Raw genomic sequence first — 21,007 nt, forward strand, 5'->3', positions numbered from 1 at the left:
GCGCCGAAGGAACACAGCGCGCCAAGCGAACACACCGCGCCACGCCGACCAGGACGTGGCCGGCGCCGCGCGCCAGACCAGCACGGCGATGACGGCCAGCGCGGCGACCTCGATCGCCAGCACCGACCACTCGACCAGGCCGATCATGGCGCCGTGCCCGGGCAGCGACATGTAGGTGAGGACGGCGAGCCCGCCGCCCGCGCCGAGCGCCAGCCACTCCAGCGGGCGGGCCGACGCGCGCCGGTGCTCGTCCTCGCCGAACCGCCGGGCCAGCAGCGCGATGGCGCCGGCCAGTCCGGTCAGCGCCAGGACGGTGACCATGTCCGCGGGCACGCCCGCGGGGAGCGCCGCGGCGGCCGGCACCGCCACGCCACCGGCGACCAGCAGCCGTAGCGACCAGCCCGCGACCGGGGCGGCCACCGCGCGCAGTCCGGCGGCGAGGGCGAGGCAGGACAGGCCGACCAGGAGCATCCCGAAGGTCACCGCACCGCCGCCGGGCAGCGCCGCGAACCGGCCGATGGTGAGTTCCAGCGCCTCCGCCGGGGCGCTCACGGGACCGGCCGCGATCGCGACCGGCGCGACCAGCAGGCCGGCTCCGGCGGTCAGGGGGTAAAGCCTTGGCAGCATGGCTCCAGACTGTCCGCAAACGGCCACCTCGAACATCCGGTGGCACCCCTGATCCGCCCCTGAGAGAGGCCGGGGGCGGATCAGGGTCCGGCTAGCCTGCGGAGATCACCTCGGCGTACCGGGAACGCACCTGCGGGGTCGGGTCCGCCTCGTACGGCCGGGCCTCGCCGGACCGCCAGGCCGGCGGCTCGTCGGTCCCGGCGGCCAGCCAGGCGGCCTGGCGGGCGGCGCCGTCCGCGACGTACTCGCCGGGCTCGGGCACCAGCACCGGGCACCCGAAGATCGCGGGCGCCACCGCGCGCACCGCGGCCGACCGGGCGCCGCCGCCGATGAGCAGCACCCGGCGCGGGTCCAGGCCGAGGGCGTCCAGCCCGTCGGCCAGCCCGCACAGCATGCCCTCGACGGCGGCGCGGGCCAGGTTCTCCGCGGTCGCGTTGGCGAGCCGCAGCCCGTGTACCGAGCCGGTGGCGTCCGGCCGGTTCGGGGTGCGCTCGCCCTCCAGGTACGGGACCAGGACGAGCCCGCCCGCGCCGGCCGGGGCGCGCAGCGCCAGGTCGGACAGCTCGGCCAGGGTGACCCCGAGCATGGCGGCCGCCGCGTCCAGCACCCGGGCGGCGTTGAGCGTGCAGACCAGCGGCAGGAAGCGCCCGGTCGCGTCGGCGAAGCCGGCCACCGCGCCGGAGGCGTCCCGGCTGGGCGCGCCGGCGACGGCGAACACGGTGCCGGAGGTGCCGATGGACACCACGACGTCGCCGGGTTCGGCGCCGACGCCGAGCGCCGCCGCCATGTTGTCGCCGGTGCCCGGGGCGAGCAGCACGCGCGCGCCGGCCGTGCCCGCCTCGGCGGCGGTGACCTCGCCGGCCTCGGCGCGCGGCGGCAGTACGGCGGGCAGCGCGGGCACCCGGCCGAACGCCCGCTCCAGCAGGTCGGTCCGATACTCGCCGGTCGCCGGGGACCAGTAGCCGGTGCCGGAGGCGTCACCGCGGTCGGTGGTGAGCGTCCCGGTCCCGGTGGCCCCGGCCAGCCGCCAGGTGAGCCAGTCGTGCGGCAGGCACACCGCGGCGGTGCGGGCGGCGCTCTCCGGCTCGTGCTCGGCCAGCCAGCGCAGCTTGGTGACGGTGAACGAGGCGACCGGCACGCTGCCGACCGCTTCGGCCCACGCCGCCGGTCCGCCCAGCTCGGCGACCAGGTCGGCGGCGGCCCGGGCCGAGCGGGTGTCGTTCCACAGCAGCGCGTCGCGGACCACCCCGCCCCGCTCGTCGAGGCAGACCATGCCGTGCTGCTGGGCGCCGACGGCGATCGCCGCCACGTCGGCCAGGCCGCCGGCCGCGGCGACGGCCCGCTCCAGCGCGCGCCACCACTCCTCGGGCGCGACCTCGGTGCCGGGCGGGTGCGGCGCCCGGCCCTCGCGGACCAGCTCGCCGGTGGCGGCGTCGCGTACCACCACCTTGCAGCTCTGCGTCGAGGAGTCGACTCCGGCGACGAGGGTCATCCACGCACTCCGAGGAGGTGCTCCAGGGCGAGCTGGTTGAGCCGGGTGAAGTGGAAGCCGCGCTGGGCCGCGACGTCGAGGTCGAAGTCGTCCTTGGCCAGGTCGTCGTAGCTCTCGCCGGGCGCCAGGGTCGGCTCGGCGAGGTCGGTGACGCGGGAGTCGCGCAGCGCCTCCTGCACCTCGGGGTCGGCCCGGAACGCGGCCGCCTTGGCCTTGAGGATGAGGTAGGTGCGCATGTTGGCGGCGGCCGAGACCCACACGTCCTGCGCGTCCTCGGTGCGCATCGGCTTGTAGTCGAAGTGCCGCGGCCCTTCGTACCCGCCGTTCTCCAGCAGGTCCACCAGGAAGAACGCGCTCTTGACGTCGCCGTGGCCGAAGACGAGGTCCTGGTCGTACTTGGGCCCGTGCTGCCCGTTGAGGTCGATGTGGAACAGCTTGCCCTGCCACAGCGCCTGGGCGATGCCGTGCACGAAGTTGAGCCCGGCCATCTGCTCGTGGCCGACCTCGGGGTTGAGCCCGACCATCTCCGGGTGCTCCAGCTCGTTGATGAAGGCCAGCGCGTGCCCGATGGTGGGGAGCAGGATGTCGCCGCGCGGCTCGTTGGGCTTGGGCTCCAGCGCGAACCGGATGTCGTAGCCCTTGTCGATCACGTACTGGCACAGGAGGTCCATGCCCTCCTTGTAGCGGGCCATCGCGGCCCGGACGTCCTTGGCGGCGTCGGACTCGGCGCCTTCCCGGCCGCCCCAGCAGACGTAGGTGGTGGCGCCGAGCTCGGCGGCGAGGTCCACGTTGCGCATCACCTTGCGCAGCGCGTACCGGCGGACGTCGCGGTCGTTGCTGGTGAAGCCGCCGTCCTTGAAGACCGGGTGGGTGAAGAGGTTGGTCGTGGCCATGGGAACCTTGAGGCCGGTGTCGCTCAGGGCCTGCTTGAAGCTCCGGATGGCCTTGTCGCGGTCGGACTCGGTGGCCAGGAGGTCGTCGTCATGGAAGGTCACGCCGTAGGCGCCGAGCTCGGCGAGGCGGTGCACCGTCTCGACCGGGTCGAGCGCGGCGCGGCTCGCGTCGCCGAACGGGTCGCGCGCCGGCCAGCCCACCGTCCACAGGCCGAAGGTGAACTTGTCTTCCTTGGTGGGCGTGTACGCGTCCACGGGCTCTCCTCGAAATTAGTCTATGTTGTGGACTAAATATCGACCGGCGGCGGCCTCCGGTCAAGAGGGCGGGCCGGCCGGCTCACCGGAGGGACGGTGTGACGTGCGGGATGTCTGGGGGAGGTCCTGATGGCCGGGGCGCTGCGCCACGACGCCATGCGGGCCGGCAACCTCGCCGCCGTCCTCGGCGAGCTGGACCGGACGGGCCCGCTGACCCGGGCCGCGCTCGCCGAGGCGACCGGGCTCACCAAGACCACCGTGTCCAAGCTGGTGGCCGGTCTGATCGACGCCGGCCTGGCCGTCGAGTCCGGCGCGGTGCGCGACGGCGAGCGCGGCCGGCCGGGCACGGCGGTCCGGCTCAGCGGCGACCGGGTCGCCGCGCTCGGCCTGGAGATCAACGTCGACTACCTGTCCTGCTGCGTGGTGGACCTGTCCCGGACGGTCCGGCTGCGGCGTTCCCGGGCGGCCGACAACCGCGCCGCCGCGCCGGACCGGGTGATCGCCGGGCTGCGCGAGCTGGCGACCGGCGCGCTGGCCGACGCCGCCGCGCTCGGCCTGACGGTGGTGGGCGGCACGGTCGCGCTGCCCGGCCCGGTGGACCGCGACACCGGCACGGTGCACCGCGCGCCGAACCTCGGCTGGCGGGACGTGGAGGTGACCGGCCCGCTCGGCCTGCCGGTCCCGGTGCGGGCGGAGAACGAGGCCAACCTCGCCGCGCTGGGCGAACTCTGGTTCGGCGCGGGCCCGCAGCTCGGCGACTTCCTGCACGTGTCGGGCGAGATCGGCATCGGTGCGGGCCTGGTGGTGGACGGGGCGCTGTTCCGCGGCGCGCACGGGTTCGCCGGCGAGCTCGGCCACGTGGTGGTCGTCCCGGACGGGCCGGCCTGCCGGTGCGGCGGCGCGGGCTGCCTGGAGCTGTACGCCGGGCAGGACGCCCTGCTGCGGCCGGGCGGCGACCTGGCCGCGCTGCGCGACCGGCTGGCGGCCGGCGACCCGGTGGCCGTCGAAGGCTGCGAGCGGGCCGGCGCGGCGCTCGGCGTCGCGCTGGCCGGCGCGGCCAACCTCCTCGACCCCGAGACCATCGTGCTCGGCGGCATCTTCGCCCCGCTGTTCCACTGGGTGGCCGACCCGGTCCGGCGGGAACTGCGCGACCGGCTCGGGCAGATGCGGGCCCGGGTACCGGCCGTCGTGGTCTCCCGGACCGGCGCGGAGGCGGCGACGCTGGGCGGCGCCGGCCAGGTGATCCGGCGGGTGATCGCCGCCCCCGGCGACTACCTGCCACAACTTGTTCCTCCGAACAATATTTGACGGTGCAACTAAATCGGCATATCCTCGGCAGTGAGTTCGAACACCGGGAGGGATCATGCCCGTTCACCGCCTCAACCACGCGGTGCTGTACGTGCGGGACGTCGAGCGGTCGGTGGCGTTCTACCGGGAGGCGCTCGGCTTCCGGACCGTCATGGCGTTCCCCGGCGCCGCCTTCCTGCAGGCCGCCGGGTCGGACAACGACCACGACCTCGGCCTGTTCGAGATCGGCACGGCCGCCGGGCCGTCGGAGGCCGGCCGCACCACCGTCGGCCTCTACCACCTGGCCTGGGAGGTCGAGACGCTGGAGGACCTGGAGCAGGCCGCCGCCCGGCTGGCCGGGCTCGGCGCGCTGGCCGGCGCCTCCGACCACTCCACCACCAAGGCGCTGTACGCCAAGGACCCGGACGGCATCGAGTTCGAGGTGTCGTGGATCGTGCCCGCCGCCCTGCTCACCGCGGAGACGATCGCCGGACGGGCCGCCATCCGGCCGCTGGACATAACCCGCGAGAAGGAACGGTACGGCGCCACCACCCGGGGCGGTGTCGGCGTCTCGATCACGGTCTGACCTGCCGGCCCGCGCCGGCGGCATGATGGTCAGACCGAACCGGCCTCCGGAAGCACCTCCTGGACGGTGTCGCGGAACGCGAAGTGGCTCTCCAGGCCGCTGATGCGCAGCCGGCGGCGCAAGGACTGCGGGACCGCGACCAGGACCAGCCGGCCGTTGGCCGCCTTCATCCGGTTGAAGGCGTAGACGAGCGCACCCAGTCCCGCCGAGTCGCAGAACCTCACCCCTGACAGCTCCAGCACCATGCACGGCGAGCCGGCGGTGCCGACGCCGTCCACCCGGGTGTAGAAGAGCGGGGTGCCGTGGAAGTCGAGGTCGCCGGTCACATGCAGCACCGTGCAGTGGTCTTGGCGTTCAACACGGATGTCCATCTCCGAACCGTGTTGCGACGCAGGCATGGGACGCACCCCTTCTGGCTACCAAACTTTTGCACTGTACAGATGCAGGCTATTCCTCCCGGCTCATGCCCGGCCACTCCGGGAATCGAGGGAGAACGCCGGGTTCATCCGCCGATGTGGAGCGGGCGCATCATCTCGTTGTCCTCATGCTCCAGGATGTGGCAGTGCCAGACGAACCGGCCGGCCCGGTCGAACGTCGCGGAGATCCGGGTCACCTCGCCGGGATAGGCGATCACCGTGTCCTTGGCGCCGCGCTCGCCGGGCTCGGCCGGGCGGACCGGGCCGCCGGGACGGCCCCGGTCGACCACCCGCAGGTGCACCTCGTGCAGGTGGATCGGGTGGGCGTCCATGGTGGTGTTGTGGATCTCCCAGATCTCGGTCGTGCCGGTGGCCGGACGCTCGGTGGCCGGGTCCGCCCACCGCAGCGGGGTGCCGCCGGCCGGCGTGGCGCCGCCGGCGGTGCCGAGCAGCGCCGCGACCACCAGGCCCTTCCCCGGCCCGCCGGTGGCGGTGCTCTCCAGCAGGGCGACCCGGCGGGTGGACGTCGCCGCGCCGAGCGGCCCCGGTGACGGCAGCGACAGGTCTCCGGGCGGCACGCTGGCGTCCGGCCCGGCGAGCGGGCGGAACACGAACTTCAGCACCTGGCCGGTGGTGCGCGGGTCGGCGGGCGGGGTGCCGGCCGTCCGCTGGAACGGGCCGTCCGGCCCCTCGTTGATCAGGTACAGCTCGGTGCCCGGCCGGATGCCGGTGAAGTCCACGATCACGTCGGCGCGTTCGGCCGGGGCCAGCAGCAGGCCCTCCAGCCGCACCGGAGCGGGCAGGAAGCCGGCGTCCGCCCCGATCTGCCACAGCGGCAGCACCGCCGCGGCCGGCCGCCGGGCCAGCGGATCGGAGGCGATCTTGAGAATGAGGAACCGGGCGTTGCAGCCGTTGAGCAGGCGCAGCCGGTAGCGGCGCGGCTCGACCGCCAGCACCGGCCAGGTCCGCCCGTTGGCCGTCATCGCGTCACCGAAGAACTCCGGCACCCAGATCGGATGCACCTGGCCGTGCGGGAGGTACGGACCGGCGAACCCGTCGGCCGCCGCGGCGCGGTTCGCGGGGTAGTACAGCGAGCCGTCGGCGTTGAAGGACCGGTCCTGCACCACGATCGGGATCTCGCGGACCGGCGCGTCCGGCGGGTCCCCGGCCCGGGGCGCGGGTCCGGGCAGCACCCCCGGGTCCAGGTCGGCCGGGCCGCCGCGGATCAGATAGAACCCGGCGAGGCCGGCGTAGACGTTGAGCCGGGTCATGCCGAGCACGTGGTCGTGGTACCAGAGCGTCGCGGGGGCCTGCCGGTTGCCGTACTCGGCCACGGCCGCCCCGCGCGGCCAGCCGGCCCCGGTCGCGTCGCGGAACAGCGCGCGGAAACCGGAGTAGGCGGGGCCCTCGGTGGCGTACCCGGCCGGGATGTCGCGCGCGGCGGGCAGGTACCACGCCTCGGGATGCCCGTCGCTCTCCTCGGCGTTGCGGCCGCCGTGCAGGTGGGTGACGATCGGCACCGGTCCGCGGTAGGCCGCCGGGGTGTGGCCCGCCCGATGCCCGCGGCGCGGTGGGTCGGCCCAGTGCACCGTCGGGTCCACCGCGAACAGGTGCGGCAGCGGCCGGCCGTCCCGGCCGGTGAGGCCGTTCACCCAGGTCACCCGCACCGGGCGGCCGGCGACCGCCTCGATCGTGCGGCCCGGCCAGCCGAAAGCGCCCGGGTCGCCGGCCGGACCGTAGGCCCACACCGCGGTGGCCGGCGCGCCGGGCGGCAGCACCTGGCGGCGCACCGGGCGTACCTCGATCACGTAGTGAGTGTCCGGGCCGTCCGGCGGGGACGCGGCCGGCATGACCGGTGGCACCGGCAGCGGCGCGGCGTACTTGCGGATGTCCCGCGGGTCCAGCCGGCCCGGCCGGTCGCCGGTCGGGCGCGCCGGGTCGCCGCGCGCCCTGCTGGCCTGGCGGGCGGCGACCGCGGCCACGACCGCGGATTTCAGCAGCCGGCGTCTGGTGACCATCCGCGGCCCCCCTCAATTAATGCGTTATATACCTCATAGGATTATGAAAGTAGATAAAAACCCTTTTGATTACCTATAGTCGGATAAGCCGCCGACACCGGTCACCGGGTGCGGGCGGCCCAGCGGGCCAGGGCGGGCACCGGCGCGGCACAGGCCAGGAAGACCGCGCCGGCCAGCAGCCAGCCGCCCGCGCCGGCCGATGTCAGCGCCAGGGTGAAGAAACCGGGCGCGAACGTCTGGACGGTCGCGGTCGCGGCCTCCGTCGCGCCCTGGTAGGCGCCGCGGGCGTCCTCGCGCATCAGCTCCACCGACAGTCCCCAGCTCGCCCCGACATAGCCGAGCTCGCCCGCCAGGTGGAACAGCGCCGCCAGTGTCACCACCGCCACGCCGGCCGCCCCGGCCGCACCCCCGGTGGTGGCGAGCAGCGCGCACGCCACGGCCAGCGCCACGCCCGACCACACCGCGGTGCGCGCCGCGCGGGCCACCGTCCCGGCAAGCCGGGTGACCCGCACCTGCAGCAGCGCGATCCCCACCGAGCTGATCGCCACCACGGCGCCGTTCAGCGACAGCGGCAGCCGAGTGCCGGTCGACAGCCACAGCGGCAGACCGGTGGAGAGCATCGCCCAGCACAGCGACATGACCGACACCAGGCCGACCACGGCCAGGTAGGGACGGTCGCGCAGCACCGGCCGGATGCCCGCGCGACCGGCGCCCGGCCGCGGCGGCACCGCCCCGACGGTCGCGGTGATCACGACGAGCACGGCGAAGGTGACCACGTTCGCGACGACGGCCAGCCGATATCCGGCCGCCTGGTCCGCCGCGAGCACCAGTGACCCGGCGCCGGCGCCGAGCGCGTACCCGATGTGCTGCGCGACCCGCTGCCGGGCCAGCGCCGCGGTCCGGTCCCGGGTACCGGGCACCAGGGCGGCCACCAGGGCGGTGCGGACCGCGGACGCGCCGTTGGCCGACCCGGTGAACAGCACGGTCGCCACCAGGAAGACCCAGGGCTGCCCGGCGAAGGCGTAACCGGCCATGGCGGCCGCGCGGACCGCGGTCAGGGCCACCAGGACGGTCCGGGCGTCGAAGCGGTCGGCCAGCGCGCCGAGCGGGACGGCGGCGGCCAGCCCGGCGGCACCACCGAGCGCCATCCCGACGCCGACCAGGCCGGGAGAGAGGCCGAGGATCCGGGTGAAGTACAGCGCCCAGATGGTGAACCACAGCCCGTCCCCGAGCGCGGATATGCCGCGTCCCCACACCAGCCGGCCCAGCCCGGCCACCGCGACCTGTTCCCGTTCCGCCACCGCGGCCACCGGTCCCACCACCTTTCAGGTTTCCGTTAAAGGTGGATGTTGCCCTGACGTCAGGTGTTAAACAGTCATCATTCACGCTTCACTGAAGGGTGGTAGCGTGACAGTACGCCGAACAGGGGGGCAAGGATGGCCGGATGGGTCGACACCCGGGAGCCGGTCCTGGCCTCGGTGATCGCGCTGGCCCGGGAGCTCGCCGACCCGGTGCGGCTGACCGCGCTGCAACTGCTGTCCGCCGAGGGACCGCACACGCTGAGCCAGCTGTCCGACGTGCTCGGGGTGTCGGCGCCGCGGATGGGCAACCACCTGGCCCGGCTGCGCGCCGCCGGGCTGGTCACCGTCCAGCGCACCGGCCGGCACGCCGTCTACCGGGCGGCCTCCGCCGACATCGGCGACGTCCTGGCCGCGCTCGCCCGGTACGCGCACGCCGACCTGCGGATCCGGCCCCGCCGCCCGGCCGCCCCGGGCGACGTCGCGCACACCTGCTACGACCACGCCGCCGGCCTGCTCGGGGTGACGATCTTCAGCACGCTGGTCGCCCGCGGCGCGCTGCGGCCGCTGGACGACGGCGAGCTGGCCCTCGGCGCCGACACCTCCGCCCTCGCCGAGCTGGGCGTCGACCCGGCCACGCTGGACGCGCGCCGCCGCAAGCTCGCCACCGCCTGCCTGGACCGGGTGCACCGGCTGCCGCACCTCGGCGGCGTGCTCGGCGCCGAGGTGCTCGGCGCGCTGCTGGCCGGCGGCCTGGTCGAAGGGCAGGAGGGCGGGCGGGGGCTCACCGTGACCGCCCGCGGCGTTGCCCGCCTGCCCGCCCTCCTTCCCGGTCTCACCCTCCCTCCGGGCTCGACCGGCTGATCGGATCCGCCCTCTCAGACGCCGCCGACGGTCTTCCTCGCGTACGCGACGAGGACCCGCACCGCCTTCCGCTCCACCGGATCCAGCTTGTCGTACCCCTCCATCGCCTTCTTCGCGATGATCGCCAGGGTGCCCCCGGCGATCGGGATGCCGATGCCGGGCAGCACCGTCGCCGCAAGCGTGGCGGCCCCCACCCCCACGGTCAGCAGCCCGGCGATCTCGCCGCCCGCCTTCAGCAGGTGCTTCACCGCCTGCCGGGCGTCCCGCGCGGTGACGCTCTTCTGTAACTCCGCGATCTCCCGATCGATGTCCTCGGTCGCGCTCACCGACCGCCCCTTCCCTCCGCCGGCCTGAGGCCGCGACCGGCCGCGGGTGGCACCGCACCTGACACCCGGCGCCACGTTCCGGACGCTATTCGTCACCGCCCCGGAAAACCTCGTCACAGTAGGACTTCCCGCCGTAGACTCCTCCGCATTGATGATCATCTCGGGTCGGGGCCGGGGAGAGGGCGACTGCGGCATGGCACCACGCGAGGACGACGGCGGCAGCGACTTCGCCGGCATCGATCCCGGGCTGATGCGCCAGATGATCAAAGATCTGGACGAGGTGCGCGGGCTCATCGACGAGCACGTCCCCGCGCTCAAGGAGGGGTTCAGCCGGGTCGGGCTGTCCACCAAGGGCATCGGCACGCTGGCCGGCGTGGCCGGCTGGATCGGCGGCGAGCTTCCCATGCTCGACCGGCGGCGGGCCATGACCGAGCAGATCGCCCGGGAGAACCACCAGTACGGCTTCGGCGGCGGCATGGTGGCCTCCGAATGGGCGGGCCTGTTCCGCAGCCGCGCGGACGCCGAGGCGACGGCCCGGGTACTGGCCGCGAAGTACGACCGGCCCGGCCGGTTCCCCGACGACGCCTGGCAGGACATCCGCAGGTACCAGAACGACCCCGACTTCGCCCGGGCCTTCGCCAAGGAACTCGGCCCGGAGAAACTCGCGCTGACCGCCGGGCTGCTGCGGGGCACCGATTCGGGACCGGCCGAGCAGGAGCGGTTCGACGCCATCGCCCGCCTGCTGGCCACCGCCTCGCACCAGGGCGTCATCGACGACGCCTGGGTGACGTCCTTCAGCACCTCGGGCACGCGCGTCGATCTGGCCACCCTGGCGGACCTGATGGCGGCCGGCACCTGGGACAAGGACACGCTGGTGCGCATCGGCCGCACCGCCGTGCACGAGGTGCAACTCGGTGGCGGAAACCTGATCACGGCGCGGATCCTGGACGGTGTCGCACGCAACCCGACCGCGGCCCACGAGCTGTACGCCGGCGAGTTCGACCGGATCAACGGCATGGCCGCCGGCCGATCGCCCGGCTGGATCGGGGTGCACGATCCGAAACTGGTCGAACCGATCGACCGGTTCATCTCCGCGGCCACCGTCGACGCCACCGAGGCGTACGAGCGGATGCGCCCGCCCGGAGACGTGCCATGGGTCAACCCGGCCACCGAGCTGTCCCTGCGCGTGCTCGCGGACCCCGCGCTGGCCGCGTTCGTCCTGCCGGACGCGCCCGCCGCACCACCGGCCGACGAAGGGCACGGCGCGCACGGGACCGAGAAGCCGAACATGGACGACCGCAAGTTCGAGGCGTTCATGCGCACGATTGCGGCCGGCGCGGAGGCCAAAGGGTTGACGAACGCCGCCCGGCACATGAACCACTACCTCGACGACTCCGGGTCGCCGCTGACGGTGAACGTCGACGACATCCTCGCCGACGTGCCCGCGTTCCGCCGCCAGGTCGACAATTACCTCGCGTCCCTGGACCGGTCTCTGCACGACCAGGCGACCGCCGCCTACGCCGCCGCCGGCGGCACGCCGGTCTCCGTCCCCTTCACCGCCGGATGGCAGGGCTTCTACCTGTCGAAGTCGCTCAGCTCGGACTGGTTCTACGCCATGGGCGGCATCCGGTACACCGTGACGGGCACGGTCACCGCCGAGCCGGGCCCCGGCGGGCAACCCGAACTGACCATGCACTACCAGGTGCACGTGCACGACCGGTACAACTGGGACAAGGGCAAGGGCGTCCACATCCCGGAGGTCGATCTCGGCCCGGTGGAGTTCGGGCCGTACAACATCGCGGACGGGCAGATGGGGCGGTTGCACACGGTGGGTCTGGCCCAGGAGTACGACGTGAACGGCACCGGGGATGTGCACACGCGCGAGCTGACCCCACCGGGGCGATGGCCGGACCCGAGCCCGCCGAAGGCCCCGGATGACGAGGACGACCGGTTCGATACGGAACGGGAGCGGTCATGAGACTCGCCGCGGCGCTCGCGCTGCTGCTCTGCCTAGGGGTCCTCACCGGCTGCGGGACATCCAGATCACCCGGCGCGGCCCGCAGCGCGCCCCCGGCCCCGGAGGTCACCGTGGACGAAATCACCCGGTTCGCGCGGCTCGACATGCCGCCGCACCCCTCGGACGTGCAGACCGGCGGCGAGTCCGGAATCGACCGGCTGGTGCTGCTCCGGTTCAGCGCGCCCGCCACCGAGGTGCGCGACTTCCTGACCGGCAGCGGGTTCCCCGCGCCAAAGAAGGGCGCCCAGGGCGTCCAGTCCGATCTGGGCACGCGGCTGGGCTGGGGGCTCGACGAGCTGTCCGGCACCGAGGGCGCGTCGGACGACACCGGTGACCTGGTCCGCCAGGTGACGATCGACCGCTCCACCCCGGACCGGCCCACCGTCTACGTGGCCGCGTTCACCGTCTGACCGGCCCGCACGCGGCTCACGCCTCCGCGGCGTCGCGCAGCCGGTCCACGAACCGGCGCTGGCCACGCGTCTCGATCGCCCGGGGGTGGTAGGCGTCCCGCACCCAGGCGACCGCCGCCTCCGGCGTCATGCCCCGTAGCACCGCCAGGGCGGCCAGCGCCGTACCGGTCCGGCCACGGCCGCCGCCGCAGGCCACCTCCACCCGCTCCCCCCGCCCGGCGCGCGCCAGCAGATCGCGCAGCCCGGCGATCGCCCCGGCCGGGTCGCGCGGCGCGCGGAAGTCCGGCCAGTCCACGCGCTCGTGCGGCCAGGGCGGCGTCCACGGGCGCAGCCCCACCAGGCGACGGCCGTAGAGCCCGGGCCGGTCCAGCGGATGGCCGAGCAGATACAGCCCGAACTCGGGTGGCGGGTCGGGCACCGGGTCGCGGCGCAGCCCCCGGGCCAGCACGATGCCGCCACCGGGCAATTCGATCTTCGCCATCCCCCGACCGTACCGTCCCGCGGCCGCCGGCATGGTCCACTCGCTCACCGGGTGAACGACCATGCCGGCCGGCGCACCGGCCCGGCGGCTCTCAGGCGTACTCTCAGGCGTAGAGGAACCAGAGGTTGTACTGGGGAACGCACTGGTAGGAGGTCCACCAGCCGCTGTCGATGCCCAGGGCGCCCACCCGGTGGCAGTCCCAGTCGTAGTAGTAGACGTTGCGAAGCGTGGCCGCCGCCTCGGCGGGCGCCACCCCGATGGACAGGGTCAGGCCACCGGCCAGCATGGCCGCCGCGACCAACGTACGCACCTTACGCACCGAACCTCCTGCGGGTGTGAGTGGGGCACACCGGCGGCGCGGGCCATCGGCCCACCCACCTGGCCGCACCCTCGCATCGCCGCCGGCACCGGCCAAGGACCTGGCCGCACCCGGCCGCCCCGGCCGCCACCGACCTGGGACGCCGGGCCCGCGCCCCGGTGAAACGTTCACCGCCTCGGGTCCGGCCACCGGACGGCGCGGCCGGGCCGGCCGCCGGCGGCCCGGTGGTAGCCGGGGACGCCGGCGGGGTAGCGGTGCGGCATGGCACCACACGACACCGACCGCACGCCCGACCCGGCGCACCGGCGCCCGGCGGGCGTCGACGACCTGACGGTGGAGGCGCTCGGCAGCCTCAGCAACGCCCTGGAGACCGTGCACCGGGCCAGGGGGCACCTGTACGCGTTCCACCAGCTCACCGGGACCGCCGACTTCGAGCTGGACAACACCCTGGACCTGCTGCGCCGGGCCGGCCACCACGAACTCGCCGGCCGCCTGGAGACCGAACTGGTCGGCCGCAACGTCATCGAGGGCCGGTGGACCTACCAGCTCGTCGAGGAGTACGACGACGGTTACTACGCCACCTTCCAAGACCTGGAGCGCCAGATCCGCGAGGAACTGGCCGGCGGCCGCCGCCACCTTTACGAGGCCGAGCTGAAACAGCGCCGCCGCACCCCCGGCCGCCCCGGCCACGAGACCGCCCCCGGACCGGCCCGGGGTTAACGGCGCGGCAACGGCGAGCCCGGTTGCATACCTCGCACGACCAGACCCCGGGCAGGCCCGCCGGGGTGTCAAGCGATCGGGTGAGGAGCATACCGGCGATGGACAGCAGTACTCGACAGCACATCGGACGTCGCACCGTCCTGCGATGGGCCGGCCTGGCGGCCGGAGCCGCCGGCGCCGCGGCGGCCCTGCCCTGGCCGGGCGAGACCGGCCCTCTCCCGTCCGCGACCCTGGCCGCCGCGGCGACCGGGCCGGACCCGGACCTGCTCTTCAAGGCGGGCCGGTTCGCCGCGGCGGACCGGGAGTACGCGCGCCTGCTGCGGAAGCACGCCGCCGACGCCACGGCCCTGGCCGGGCGGGGGCGCATCGCGCTGCTGTCCAACAGGTTCGCGGCCGCCGAGAAGTACCTGACCCAAGCCCTCCGCCTGGCACCCGACGACGTCTCCGCCACCCGCGAGCTCGCCCAGTGCTTCGTCCGGCAGGACCGCCTGTCTCGTGCGGTCCCGCTGCTGCGGGCTACCGGTGACCCGGACGACGCCGCGTTCGCCGCCCAGTACGCCGCCGTGACCGGCAACCCGTACGCGATGCGCGGCGCGCAGCGGACCCGGCTGCCGTTCGTGTGCGTCGACCCGCTGCCCTGCGTGCGGGCCGTCGTGAACGGCGGCGAGCCGCAGAACTTCCTCATCGACACCGGCGCCACGCTGGCGTTCGCCACCGAGACCGCGGAGCGGGCCGGGCTGCGCGCGGTGTCCACCAGCGTGAGTACGCCCGCCGGGCAGACCCTGGAGACACGGCACGGCGTGATGCCGTCGTTCCGGCTGGGCGGCATCGAGCTGCGGGACGTCCCGGTGGTCTGGTACGACCTGCGGATGCCGGTGCTGCCGGACGGCTCCCGGCCGGCCGGCGTCATCGGCACCACGTTGCTTTACCACTTCCTGGCCACGATGGACTACGCGAACCAGGAACTGGTGCTGCGGCGCCGGACAGCGGCCCAGCAGCGGGAGCTCCAGGCCACCGTCCGGCGCACCGGGACCGGCCGGCTGCCGCTGTGGCTGGCCGGCGACCACATCCCCTGCACGCTGGGCAGCGTGAACGGCCACGGGCCGCGGGTCGCCTCCCTGGACACCGGAGGCATGGGCCTGGGCGTCATGATGAACGAGGAGAACGCCAGGCGGGCCGGGGTGACCATCGACTACGCCAATCCCCGGGACGGCGGCGGGATGAAGATGTATCCGATCAAGCCGGCCACGGCGCGTATCGGAGACACCGTCCGGCGGGACGTCCCCGGGGTCGTCGGCGCGTGGCCGTGGCTGGAGCTCTTCGGTTTCGACACGATCGCCAACTTCAGCCACGAATTCTTCCGGCCCTGCGCCATCACCTTCGACTACACCGGCATGGACTTCTACATCACCGGGCCCTGACTTCCGCAAAGCGGGAGATCGCCGGGAGGACGAGCGGATCTCCTCCCGGCACCGGACGGACCACGAAGTATCATGATCTTTCTCTAGAGAAGGGGATCAGGGCAGGGGCTCGACCCGAGAGCGCCGCACCTGGACTGTCAATGGAACATCGCCACCTCGGACACAGCGGCCTGATGATCAGTGAGGTCACCTACGGGAACTGGCTCACCCACGGCGAACTGGTGGACGGCGACCGGGCCACGGCCTGCGTCCGGGCGGCGCTGGACGCGGGGATCACCACCTTCGACACCGCCGACGTCTACGCGCAGGGCGCGGCCGAAGAGCTGCTGGGCACCGCGCTGGCCGGCGAGCGAAGGTCCGCCCTGGTCATCGCGTCCAAGGTCTGCCTACCCACCGGCAGCGGCCCGAACGACCGCGGGCTGAGCCGCAAGCACATCGTCGAGTCCTGCGAGGCGTCCCTGCGCCGGCTGCGCACCGACTATCTGGACCTCTACCAGGCGCACCGGTTCGATGAGACCACTCCGCTCGAAGAGACCCTCATCGCCTTCGACGACCTGGTGCGGCAGGGGAAGGTGCTCTACCTCGGCGTCTCGGAATGGACGGCGCCGCAGATCGACGCCGCGCTGACCCTGGTCAAGGATCTCGGGCTGCGCAGCCGCATCGTGTCCAACCAGCCGCAGTACAACATGCTGTGGCGGGTCATCGAGCCGGAGATCGTGCCGCTGTGCCTGCGGGAGGGCATCGGCCAGCTGGCCTTCCAGCCGCTCGCCCAAGGGGTGCTCAGCGGGAAGTACCGGCCGGGCCAGGAGCCGCCGGCCGGCTCGCGGGCGACGGCGGGCGGCCGGGCACCCACGTTCATCGGCCGGGTGCTGGGCACGCCGCTGCTGGAACGCGTCCAGGACCTCGTCCCGCTGGCCGCCGACCATGGCATGTCGGCCGCCCAGCTGGCCATCGCCTGGGTGCTCGCGCAGCCCGGGGTCTCCTCGGTGGTCGCCGGCGCCACCCGGCCCGAGCAGGTCACCGAGAACGCCGCGGCGGCCGGCCGGCCGCTCGACGAGGCCGCGCGCAAGAAGGTGGACGAAGTGCTCGGCGATCTCGTCGATCGCGATCCCGCCAAGACCGCCCAGATGATGGCGGTCAAGCCGGCATGGCGGACGGCGTGACCGCAACCGCCGGCACCTCCCGATGATCACGGAGGGGTCGCACCCGCCCGGTCCGCCGCGGCCTGAACCGCGCCGACCCGTGGCCGGCGCCGCGACCGCTCATCCCGGTGGCCGCCAGTCGCCGCATCGTGCCACGAAGGCGGCCAGCTCGCGAGTGCCGAAGTGCCGGGCGTCCCAATCGTCGGCCCGCACCTCGACCGTGCCGTCCGCCACGTAGGCCCAGCCCGGCCGGCCGTCCCGCGTGGTCAGCCGGCGCAGCTCGTAGAAGTCGTCCTCGAAGGCGTCGACCACGCGCCATTCCGGCAGGGTGAGACCGGTGACCAACCGGCCGCGCGCCACGGCCCCCGCCGGTACCAGGACCGGGTAGACCTGCCCGGGCAGCGCCGCGACCCGCCATCCGTCCACCGCGGCCGGCGTGCTCGCCGGCACCCAGCCCAGCAGGGCGTGCCAGACCTCGGGGAACAGCAGGCTCCCGTAGACGAAAAGCGCCCGCGGCCGCGCCGCCAGGCGATCGGGCGTCCTGAAGGCGGGCGGGTCCGGGCGATGTTCGGCGGTCGGCATGCGGTCACCTCACGGACGGGCCACGGCGGCGCGGGCGGCGAACGGCCCGGCCCGCCGGGCCGGATCGGACACCCGGTCCGGCCCTGGGCCGCCCGCCCGCATCGATCGCCCGGACCGGATCCGATCATGCGAGTGGTCCCGGGAGGCTCACTCTCCGGACGCCAGTGTGCCAGTGCCGGGCCGATCGCAACCAGCCCCACCGGCCCTTGACCGCGGCACCGTCAGCAACCGGGCCCGGATCCCCTCCGGCGCGCCCCGGCGCGCGGGCGCGGGGCGCTCGTGAGATCCCGGCGCCGTCCTACGAAACGCCCGTCTACCGGTATGACCCGCCACGGATCGCCACCGGCCGGTCCACACCGAGCAGGCCGGACAGCCAGCACGGCGACCGCGGCCGGTTGCCCGCACCACCGCACCTCTTGGAGGATCCAGATCAGGCGTGATCAGAGGGGGAGACGATGCGGGCACTTCTGGCCGTTGTGGGGGTCGCCGCGGTGGGGTTCCTCGCCGTGGTCCTGTTCCTGTTACGCGAGCCCGCCGATGACGGGACGGCCGCGCGGCGCGCCGGCTCGTCCGCCGCGGCCGCCACCACCCCGGCGGCCGGGAAGAGCGTGTTGCTCGACGTCCAGGGCGCCGCCATCGAGGAGTTCTCCGGCGACTGCACCGGCAGCGGGTACCCCTACCTCTGCCGCCAGGTCGTCGAACAACTGCGCGCCGCGGACCCCGGGTTGCCCACCCGGGCGGGCCTGCAAATCCACACCACCATCGACCTGCGGCTCCAGCGGGCGGCGCAGGACGCCATCGACGCCCACGTCCACCGCGACGACGCCCCGGTGGCGGTGCAGGCCATGATCGTCCCAGGCGAGGGCGCAATCCGCGCCATGGCCGCCGGTCGCGACATCCCCGACCAGAAGGGGTTCCAGCCGGGCACCGCGGCGATGCCGTACACCCTGGCCGCCGCCCTCGCCGCCGGCCTGCGCTACGACGACGGCTTCGCCATCTCGGACTCCTACACCGCCGCGGGGTACGCGTCGTTCCGGAACTGCGCCGGCGAGGCGGTCGGCGACCCCACCCATTCCGTCTTCAACCGGGACAAGGAAGGGGACCGGTTCGTCACCCTGCGGGCGGGCACCCGTCAGGTGGTGAACACCTTCTTCATGCGACTGACGGAGAAGGCCGGGCTGTGCGAGACGGTGCGGATGGCCGAACGGCTCGGGCTCCGCCGGGCGGACGGAGCACCGCTGATGGAAGTGGAGGCGTTCACGCTGGGCATCGACGAGGCCGACCCCGTCTCGGTGGCCAACTCCTACGCCACCCTCGCCGCGCGCGGCCGCTTCTGCGAGCCGACGGTGATCACTGAGGTCCGCGACGGCTCCGGTGTGCTGCGCTCCTTCCCGCCGCGGTGCCGGGAGGTGCTGGACCCGGCGGTCGCCGACGCGGTCACCGGAATCCTGACCGACGTCCTGTCGTCCGGTGAGTCCAAGGGCATCGGCCGGCCGGCGGCGGGCATGCCGGGCACGGCCGACGGCTCCGTGAGCGCCTGGTACGCCGGTTACACCCCCGACCTGGCCGCGGCCGTCGGCCTCGGCGACCCGCGCGGCGTGCACCGCCACCCGCTGCGCGACATCACCATCGGCGGCCGCCGTTTCCCGGCGGTGGACGGCGAGGCCGTCCCCGGCCGGATCTGGCGGCAGGCCATGACCGAGGCGGCCCGCGACACCCCGGAGACCGCCTTCACCCCGCCGGACCTCGCACGCTTCGGCGGCTGCCGCGACGCCTGCCCGAACTGACCGGCTCCGAACCGACGCGCCCGCCACTGCCGGCCGGCCCGGAACTCGGCACGCCGCCGTCCGCGGCGCTACTCAAGACTGACCGGCTCCGAAGCAACGCGCTCGCCACTGCCGGCCGGCCCGGAACTCGGAACGCCACCGTCCGCGGCGCTATTCGAGGTCGACGAGTGCCTGCAGCAGATCCCGCAACGACTTCTGCTGGCCCGGACTGAGCCTGGTCAGCGGCGACTCCGCGCCCAGCCGCTCGAGCGCGGCGGCCCGGAACCGCCGGCCGGCCGCGGTGAGCACGATCTGCTTGGCCCGGCGGTCACTCGGGTGCGGCTCGCGCCTGATCAGGTCCTGCCGCTCCAGCCGGTCGAGCACGAAGGTGGCGTTCGACGGCTCGCAGGACATTCGGGCGGCCAGTTCCCGGGCGGTGATGGGCTCGGACAGCTCGCGCAGCGCGATCACCTGCGAGGCGGTGATGCCCAGTTCCTCGGCGACCCGCCGGACGTGCACGTCGAGCCGGTGGGCGAACCGATGGACGAACCTGCACACGTCCCGATCGAGTGCCTCACGATCAGGCTGGGCGTCCACCGGCGGCTCCGAGTCTGTTGGCACACCCCAGTGTAGCGCCGTTGGTTTGAGCTGTGATAATTCTAATTCGTATAATACGAACTAGAAGTATTGGAGCATCACGTGCCGCTGCCCGCCCTCTCGCTCATGCTGGTCGTGTTCAGCCTGACGACGGGGGAGTTCGTGATAGCCGGCATCCTGCCGGACGTGGCCTCGGACCTGTCGGTGTCGATCGAGGCGGCCGGCCTGCTGGTGACGGCCTACGCCGGCGGCATGATCGTGGGCGGCCCATTGATCACCGTGCTGACCGCCCGGATCGCCCGCAAGCCCCTCATCCTCGGCCTGCTCGCCGTGTCGATCGCGGCCAACCTCGGTTCGGCGGTCGCGCCCGGTTACGGCGTCCTGCTGGCCATGCGGTTCCTGGCCGGGCTGATCGTGGCCACCTTCTTCGCCGTCGCCATCGCGACCACCGTGTCCATGGCACCTCCGGGCCGGCAGGCCACCGCCGTCGCCAGGGTGACCTTGGGGATGAACCTGGGCATCATCCTCGGCACCCCGGTGGGCACCCTCATCGGTGAGCATGGCGGCTGGCGCGCCACCTTCACCGTGGTGACCGTCATCACCATGCTGGCGGCCCTGCTCGTGCTGCGGTTCGTCCCGTCCCCGCCGGCTCCCGTCGCCCGTTCGGTGGTCTCGGAGTTGCGCGTGCTCGCCGACCGAAACGTCCAGATCGCCATCGCGCTCACCGCACTGGGCAACGTAGGCGTCGTGATGGTCTTCAGCTACATCGCCCCCCTGCTCACCGACGTCAGCGGCTTCCCGGCCGCCTCGGTACCAGGGCTGCTGCTGGTGTACGGCGCCGGCGCGGTATTCGGGAACCTCGCGGGCGGCCGGCTCGCCGACCGGGCACCGCTGCCCTCGCTGATCGGCCTGCTGTCGGCGCTCGCGGCCACGCTGGCCCTGTTCTGGGCGGTCCGCGAGACCCGACCGGCGGTCGTGGTGCTCCTGTTCTTCGTCGGCGCGCTGGCCTTCGCCGTCATCCCCGGCATGCAGACCCGGGTCCTGTCCGCGGCGACCGGTGCACCGACACTGGCGGTGGCGGTCAACGCCTCGGGGTTCCAACTCGCCGCCGCCTTCGCCGGCTGGCTGGGCGGGCGGGTGCTCGACAGTTCCCTCGGGCTCTCGTCCATCTACCTGGTCGGCGCGCTGCTCACCCTGACCGGGCTCGCGGTCGCCGGCTACTCCCACCATCGCGACCGGCGGCCGGTCGGAACGCCGCCGGTCGGCGACAAGGCGCCCGGCATCGGAAGGAACCGGTGACCGGATACCGCACGACCTCGAGGGCGGGGGGCCGAAGATGGAGCGGACCAGGATGGCCCCCCAGAGCCGGGCGGATCCGGGACGACGGGAACAAGTCGCTCCCCCAGCCCTGGAGGCCCGGCGCGAGATGGCAGTGCCCGACCACGACCCGTCCTCGGCCGGGCACAGGGTGACCGAACCGGCAAGGCCGG

At 73.9% G+C, this 21,007-nt stretch carries 21 protein-coding genes; 10 read left to right on the forward strand and 11 right to left on the reverse strand.

Features of this window, described 5'->3' with window-relative positions:
* From Sru01_RS32320 to xylA, 3 genes are all read right to left on the reverse strand, one after another.
* On the reverse strand, window positions 1-627 hold a 627-nt coding region (locus Sru01_RS32320), incomplete at its 3' end, for a DUF998 domain-containing protein (RefSeq protein ID WP_203993820.1).
* A gap of 91 nt (window positions 628-718) precedes the next feature.
* A complete protein-coding gene (gene xylB, locus Sru01_RS32325; RefSeq protein ID WP_203993822.1) occupies window positions 719-2,119 on the reverse strand; it encodes a xylulokinase in 1,401 nt (466 codons plus the stop codon).
* Window positions 2,116-3,267, reverse strand: a complete 1,152-nt coding sequence (xylA, locus tag Sru01_RS32330; RefSeq protein WP_203993824.1) for a xylose isomerase — start codon at window positions 3,265-3,267, stop codon at window positions 2,116-2,118. Before xylA ends, xylB begins: the two co-directional genes overlap by 4 nt.
* Before the next feature lie 129 nt (window positions 3,268-3,396).
* On the opposite strand from xylA, the gene Sru01_RS32335 reads away from it, so the two are divergent.
* Complete coding sequence (locus Sru01_RS32335) at window positions 3,397-4,575, forward strand: ROK family transcriptional regulator (protein WP_203993827.1); 1,179 nt, start codon at window positions 3,397-3,399, stop codon at window positions 4,573-4,575.
* 55 nt (window positions 4,576-4,630) lie between these two features.
* On the forward strand, window positions 4,631-5,140 hold the full coding sequence (locus tag Sru01_RS32340; RefSeq protein WP_203993830.1) for a VOC family protein: 510 nt from the start codon (window positions 4,631-4,633) through the stop codon (window positions 5,138-5,140).
* Between the two features lie 29 nt (window positions 5,141-5,169).
* On the opposite strand, the gene Sru01_RS32345 is transcribed toward Sru01_RS32340, so the two are convergent.
* From Sru01_RS32345 to Sru01_RS32355, 3 genes are all read right to left on the reverse strand, one after another.
* A complete protein-coding gene (locus Sru01_RS32345; protein WP_203993833.1) occupies window positions 5,170-5,511 on the reverse strand; it encodes an STAS domain-containing protein in 342 nt (113 codons plus the stop codon).
* A gap of 131 nt (window positions 5,512-5,642) precedes the next feature.
* On the reverse strand, window positions 5,643-7,574 hold the full coding sequence (locus Sru01_RS32350) for a multicopper oxidase family protein (RefSeq protein ID WP_203993836.1): 1,932 nt from the start codon (window positions 7,572-7,574) through the stop codon (window positions 5,643-5,645).
* A 101-nt stretch (window positions 7,575-7,675) separates the two neighbouring features.
* Window positions 7,676-8,884 (reverse strand): MFS transporter, encoded by a 1,209-nt coding sequence (locus tag Sru01_RS32355; RefSeq protein WP_203993838.1) that lies wholly within the window; start codon window positions 8,882-8,884, stop codon window positions 7,676-7,678.
* Window positions 8,885-9,010: 126 nt separating this feature from the next.
* Between Sru01_RS32355 and Sru01_RS32360 the strand changes: the two genes are divergently transcribed.
* On the forward strand, window positions 9,011-9,736 hold the full coding sequence (locus Sru01_RS32360) for an ArsR/SmtB family transcription factor (protein WP_203993841.1): 726 nt from the start codon (window positions 9,011-9,013) through the stop codon (window positions 9,734-9,736).
* 14 nt (window positions 9,737-9,750) lie between these two features.
* Here the strand turns inward: Sru01_RS32360 and Sru01_RS32365 are convergent, their stop codons facing one another.
* Window positions 9,751-10,062 (reverse strand): hypothetical protein, encoded by a 312-nt coding sequence (locus tag Sru01_RS32365; protein WP_203993844.1) that lies wholly within the window; start codon window positions 10,060-10,062, stop codon window positions 9,751-9,753.
* 193 nt (window positions 10,063-10,255) lie between these two features.
* On the opposite strand from Sru01_RS32365, the gene Sru01_RS32370 reads away from it, so the two are divergent.
* Together Sru01_RS32370 and Sru01_RS32375 are read left to right on the forward strand one after the other, a co-directional pair.
* The gene (locus Sru01_RS32370; protein WP_203993847.1) at window positions 10,256-12,040 is read left to right on the forward strand and encodes a hypothetical protein; all 1,785 of its coding nucleotides are present in this window, start codon (window positions 10,256-10,258) and stop codon (window positions 12,038-12,040) included.
* Complete coding sequence (locus tag Sru01_RS32375) at window positions 12,037-12,489, forward strand: hypothetical protein (RefSeq protein WP_203993850.1); 453 nt, start codon at window positions 12,037-12,039, stop codon at window positions 12,487-12,489. The genes Sru01_RS32370 and Sru01_RS32375 overlap by 4 nt, the downstream gene beginning before the upstream one ends.
* Window positions 12,490-12,505: 16 nt before the next feature.
* On the opposite strand, the gene Sru01_RS32380 is transcribed toward Sru01_RS32375, so the two are convergent.
* Together Sru01_RS32380 and Sru01_RS32385 are read right to left on the reverse strand one after the other, a co-directional pair.
* A complete protein-coding gene (locus Sru01_RS32380; protein WP_203993853.1) occupies window positions 12,506-12,970 on the reverse strand; it encodes a protein-tyrosine phosphatase family protein in 465 nt (154 codons plus the stop codon).
* 103 nt (window positions 12,971-13,073) lie between these two features.
* The gene (locus Sru01_RS32385; RefSeq protein WP_203993855.1) at window positions 13,074-13,289 is read right to left on the reverse strand and encodes a hypothetical protein; all 216 of its coding nucleotides are present in this window, start codon (window positions 13,287-13,289) and stop codon (window positions 13,074-13,076) included.
* 261 nt (window positions 13,290-13,550) lie between these two features.
* Here Sru01_RS32385 and Sru01_RS32390 point away from each other — a divergent pair, with 261 nt between their 5' ends.
* The 3 genes from Sru01_RS32390 (at window position 13,551) to Sru01_RS32400 (ending at window position 16,593) form a co-directional block, all read left to right on the forward strand.
* Entirely contained in the window at window positions 13,551-14,009 is a 459-nt protein-coding gene (locus tag Sru01_RS32390) for a hypothetical protein (RefSeq protein WP_203993858.1), read from the forward strand.
* A gap of 98 nt (window positions 14,010-14,107) precedes the next feature.
* Window positions 14,108-15,430, forward strand: coding sequence for a retropepsin-like aspartic protease (locus Sru01_RS32395; RefSeq protein WP_203993861.1), 1,323 nt, complete (start codon window positions 14,108-14,110; stop codon window positions 15,428-15,430).
* A 140-nt stretch (window positions 15,431-15,570) separates the two neighbouring features.
* Window positions 15,571-16,593 carry an aldo/keto reductase family protein gene (locus Sru01_RS32400; protein WP_203993864.1) on the forward strand — a complete coding sequence of 341 codons (1,023 nt, stop codon included), beginning with the start codon at window positions 15,571-15,573 and terminating at the stop codon, window positions 16,591-16,593.
* A gap of 99 nt (window positions 16,594-16,692) precedes the next feature.
* On the opposite strand, the gene Sru01_RS32405 is transcribed toward Sru01_RS32400, so the two are convergent.
* Complete coding sequence (locus Sru01_RS32405) at window positions 16,693-17,154, reverse strand: gamma-glutamylcyclotransferase family protein (RefSeq protein WP_203993867.1); 462 nt, start codon at window positions 17,152-17,154, stop codon at window positions 16,693-16,695.
* 455 nt (window positions 17,155-17,609) lie between these two features.
* On the opposite strand from Sru01_RS32405, the gene Sru01_RS32410 reads away from it, so the two are divergent.
* Window positions 17,610-18,941, forward strand: a complete 1,332-nt coding sequence (locus Sru01_RS32410; RefSeq protein WP_203993869.1) for a penicillin-binding protein — start codon at window positions 17,610-17,612, stop codon at window positions 18,939-18,941.
* A gap of 150 nt (window positions 18,942-19,091) precedes the next feature.
* On the opposite strand, the gene Sru01_RS32415 is transcribed toward Sru01_RS32410, so the two are convergent.
* Window positions 19,092-19,541, reverse strand: a complete 450-nt coding sequence (locus tag Sru01_RS32415) for a MarR family winged helix-turn-helix transcriptional regulator (protein WP_239137933.1) — start codon at window positions 19,539-19,541, stop codon at window positions 19,092-19,094.
* A gap of 78 nt (window positions 19,542-19,619) precedes the next feature.
* Between Sru01_RS32415 and Sru01_RS32420 the strand changes: the two genes are divergently transcribed.
* Window positions 19,620-20,816 carry an MFS transporter gene (locus Sru01_RS32420; protein ID WP_239137934.1) on the forward strand — a complete coding sequence of 399 codons (1,197 nt, stop codon included), beginning with the start codon at window positions 19,620-19,622 and terminating at the stop codon, window positions 20,814-20,816.
* Window positions 20,817-21,007: the final 191 nt, after the last annotated feature.

The organism is Sphaerisporangium rufum, assembly GCF_016863395.1.
Taxonomy (GTDB): domain Bacteria; phylum Actinomycetota; class Actinomycetes; order Streptosporangiales; family Streptosporangiaceae; genus Sphaerisporangium; species Sphaerisporangium rufum.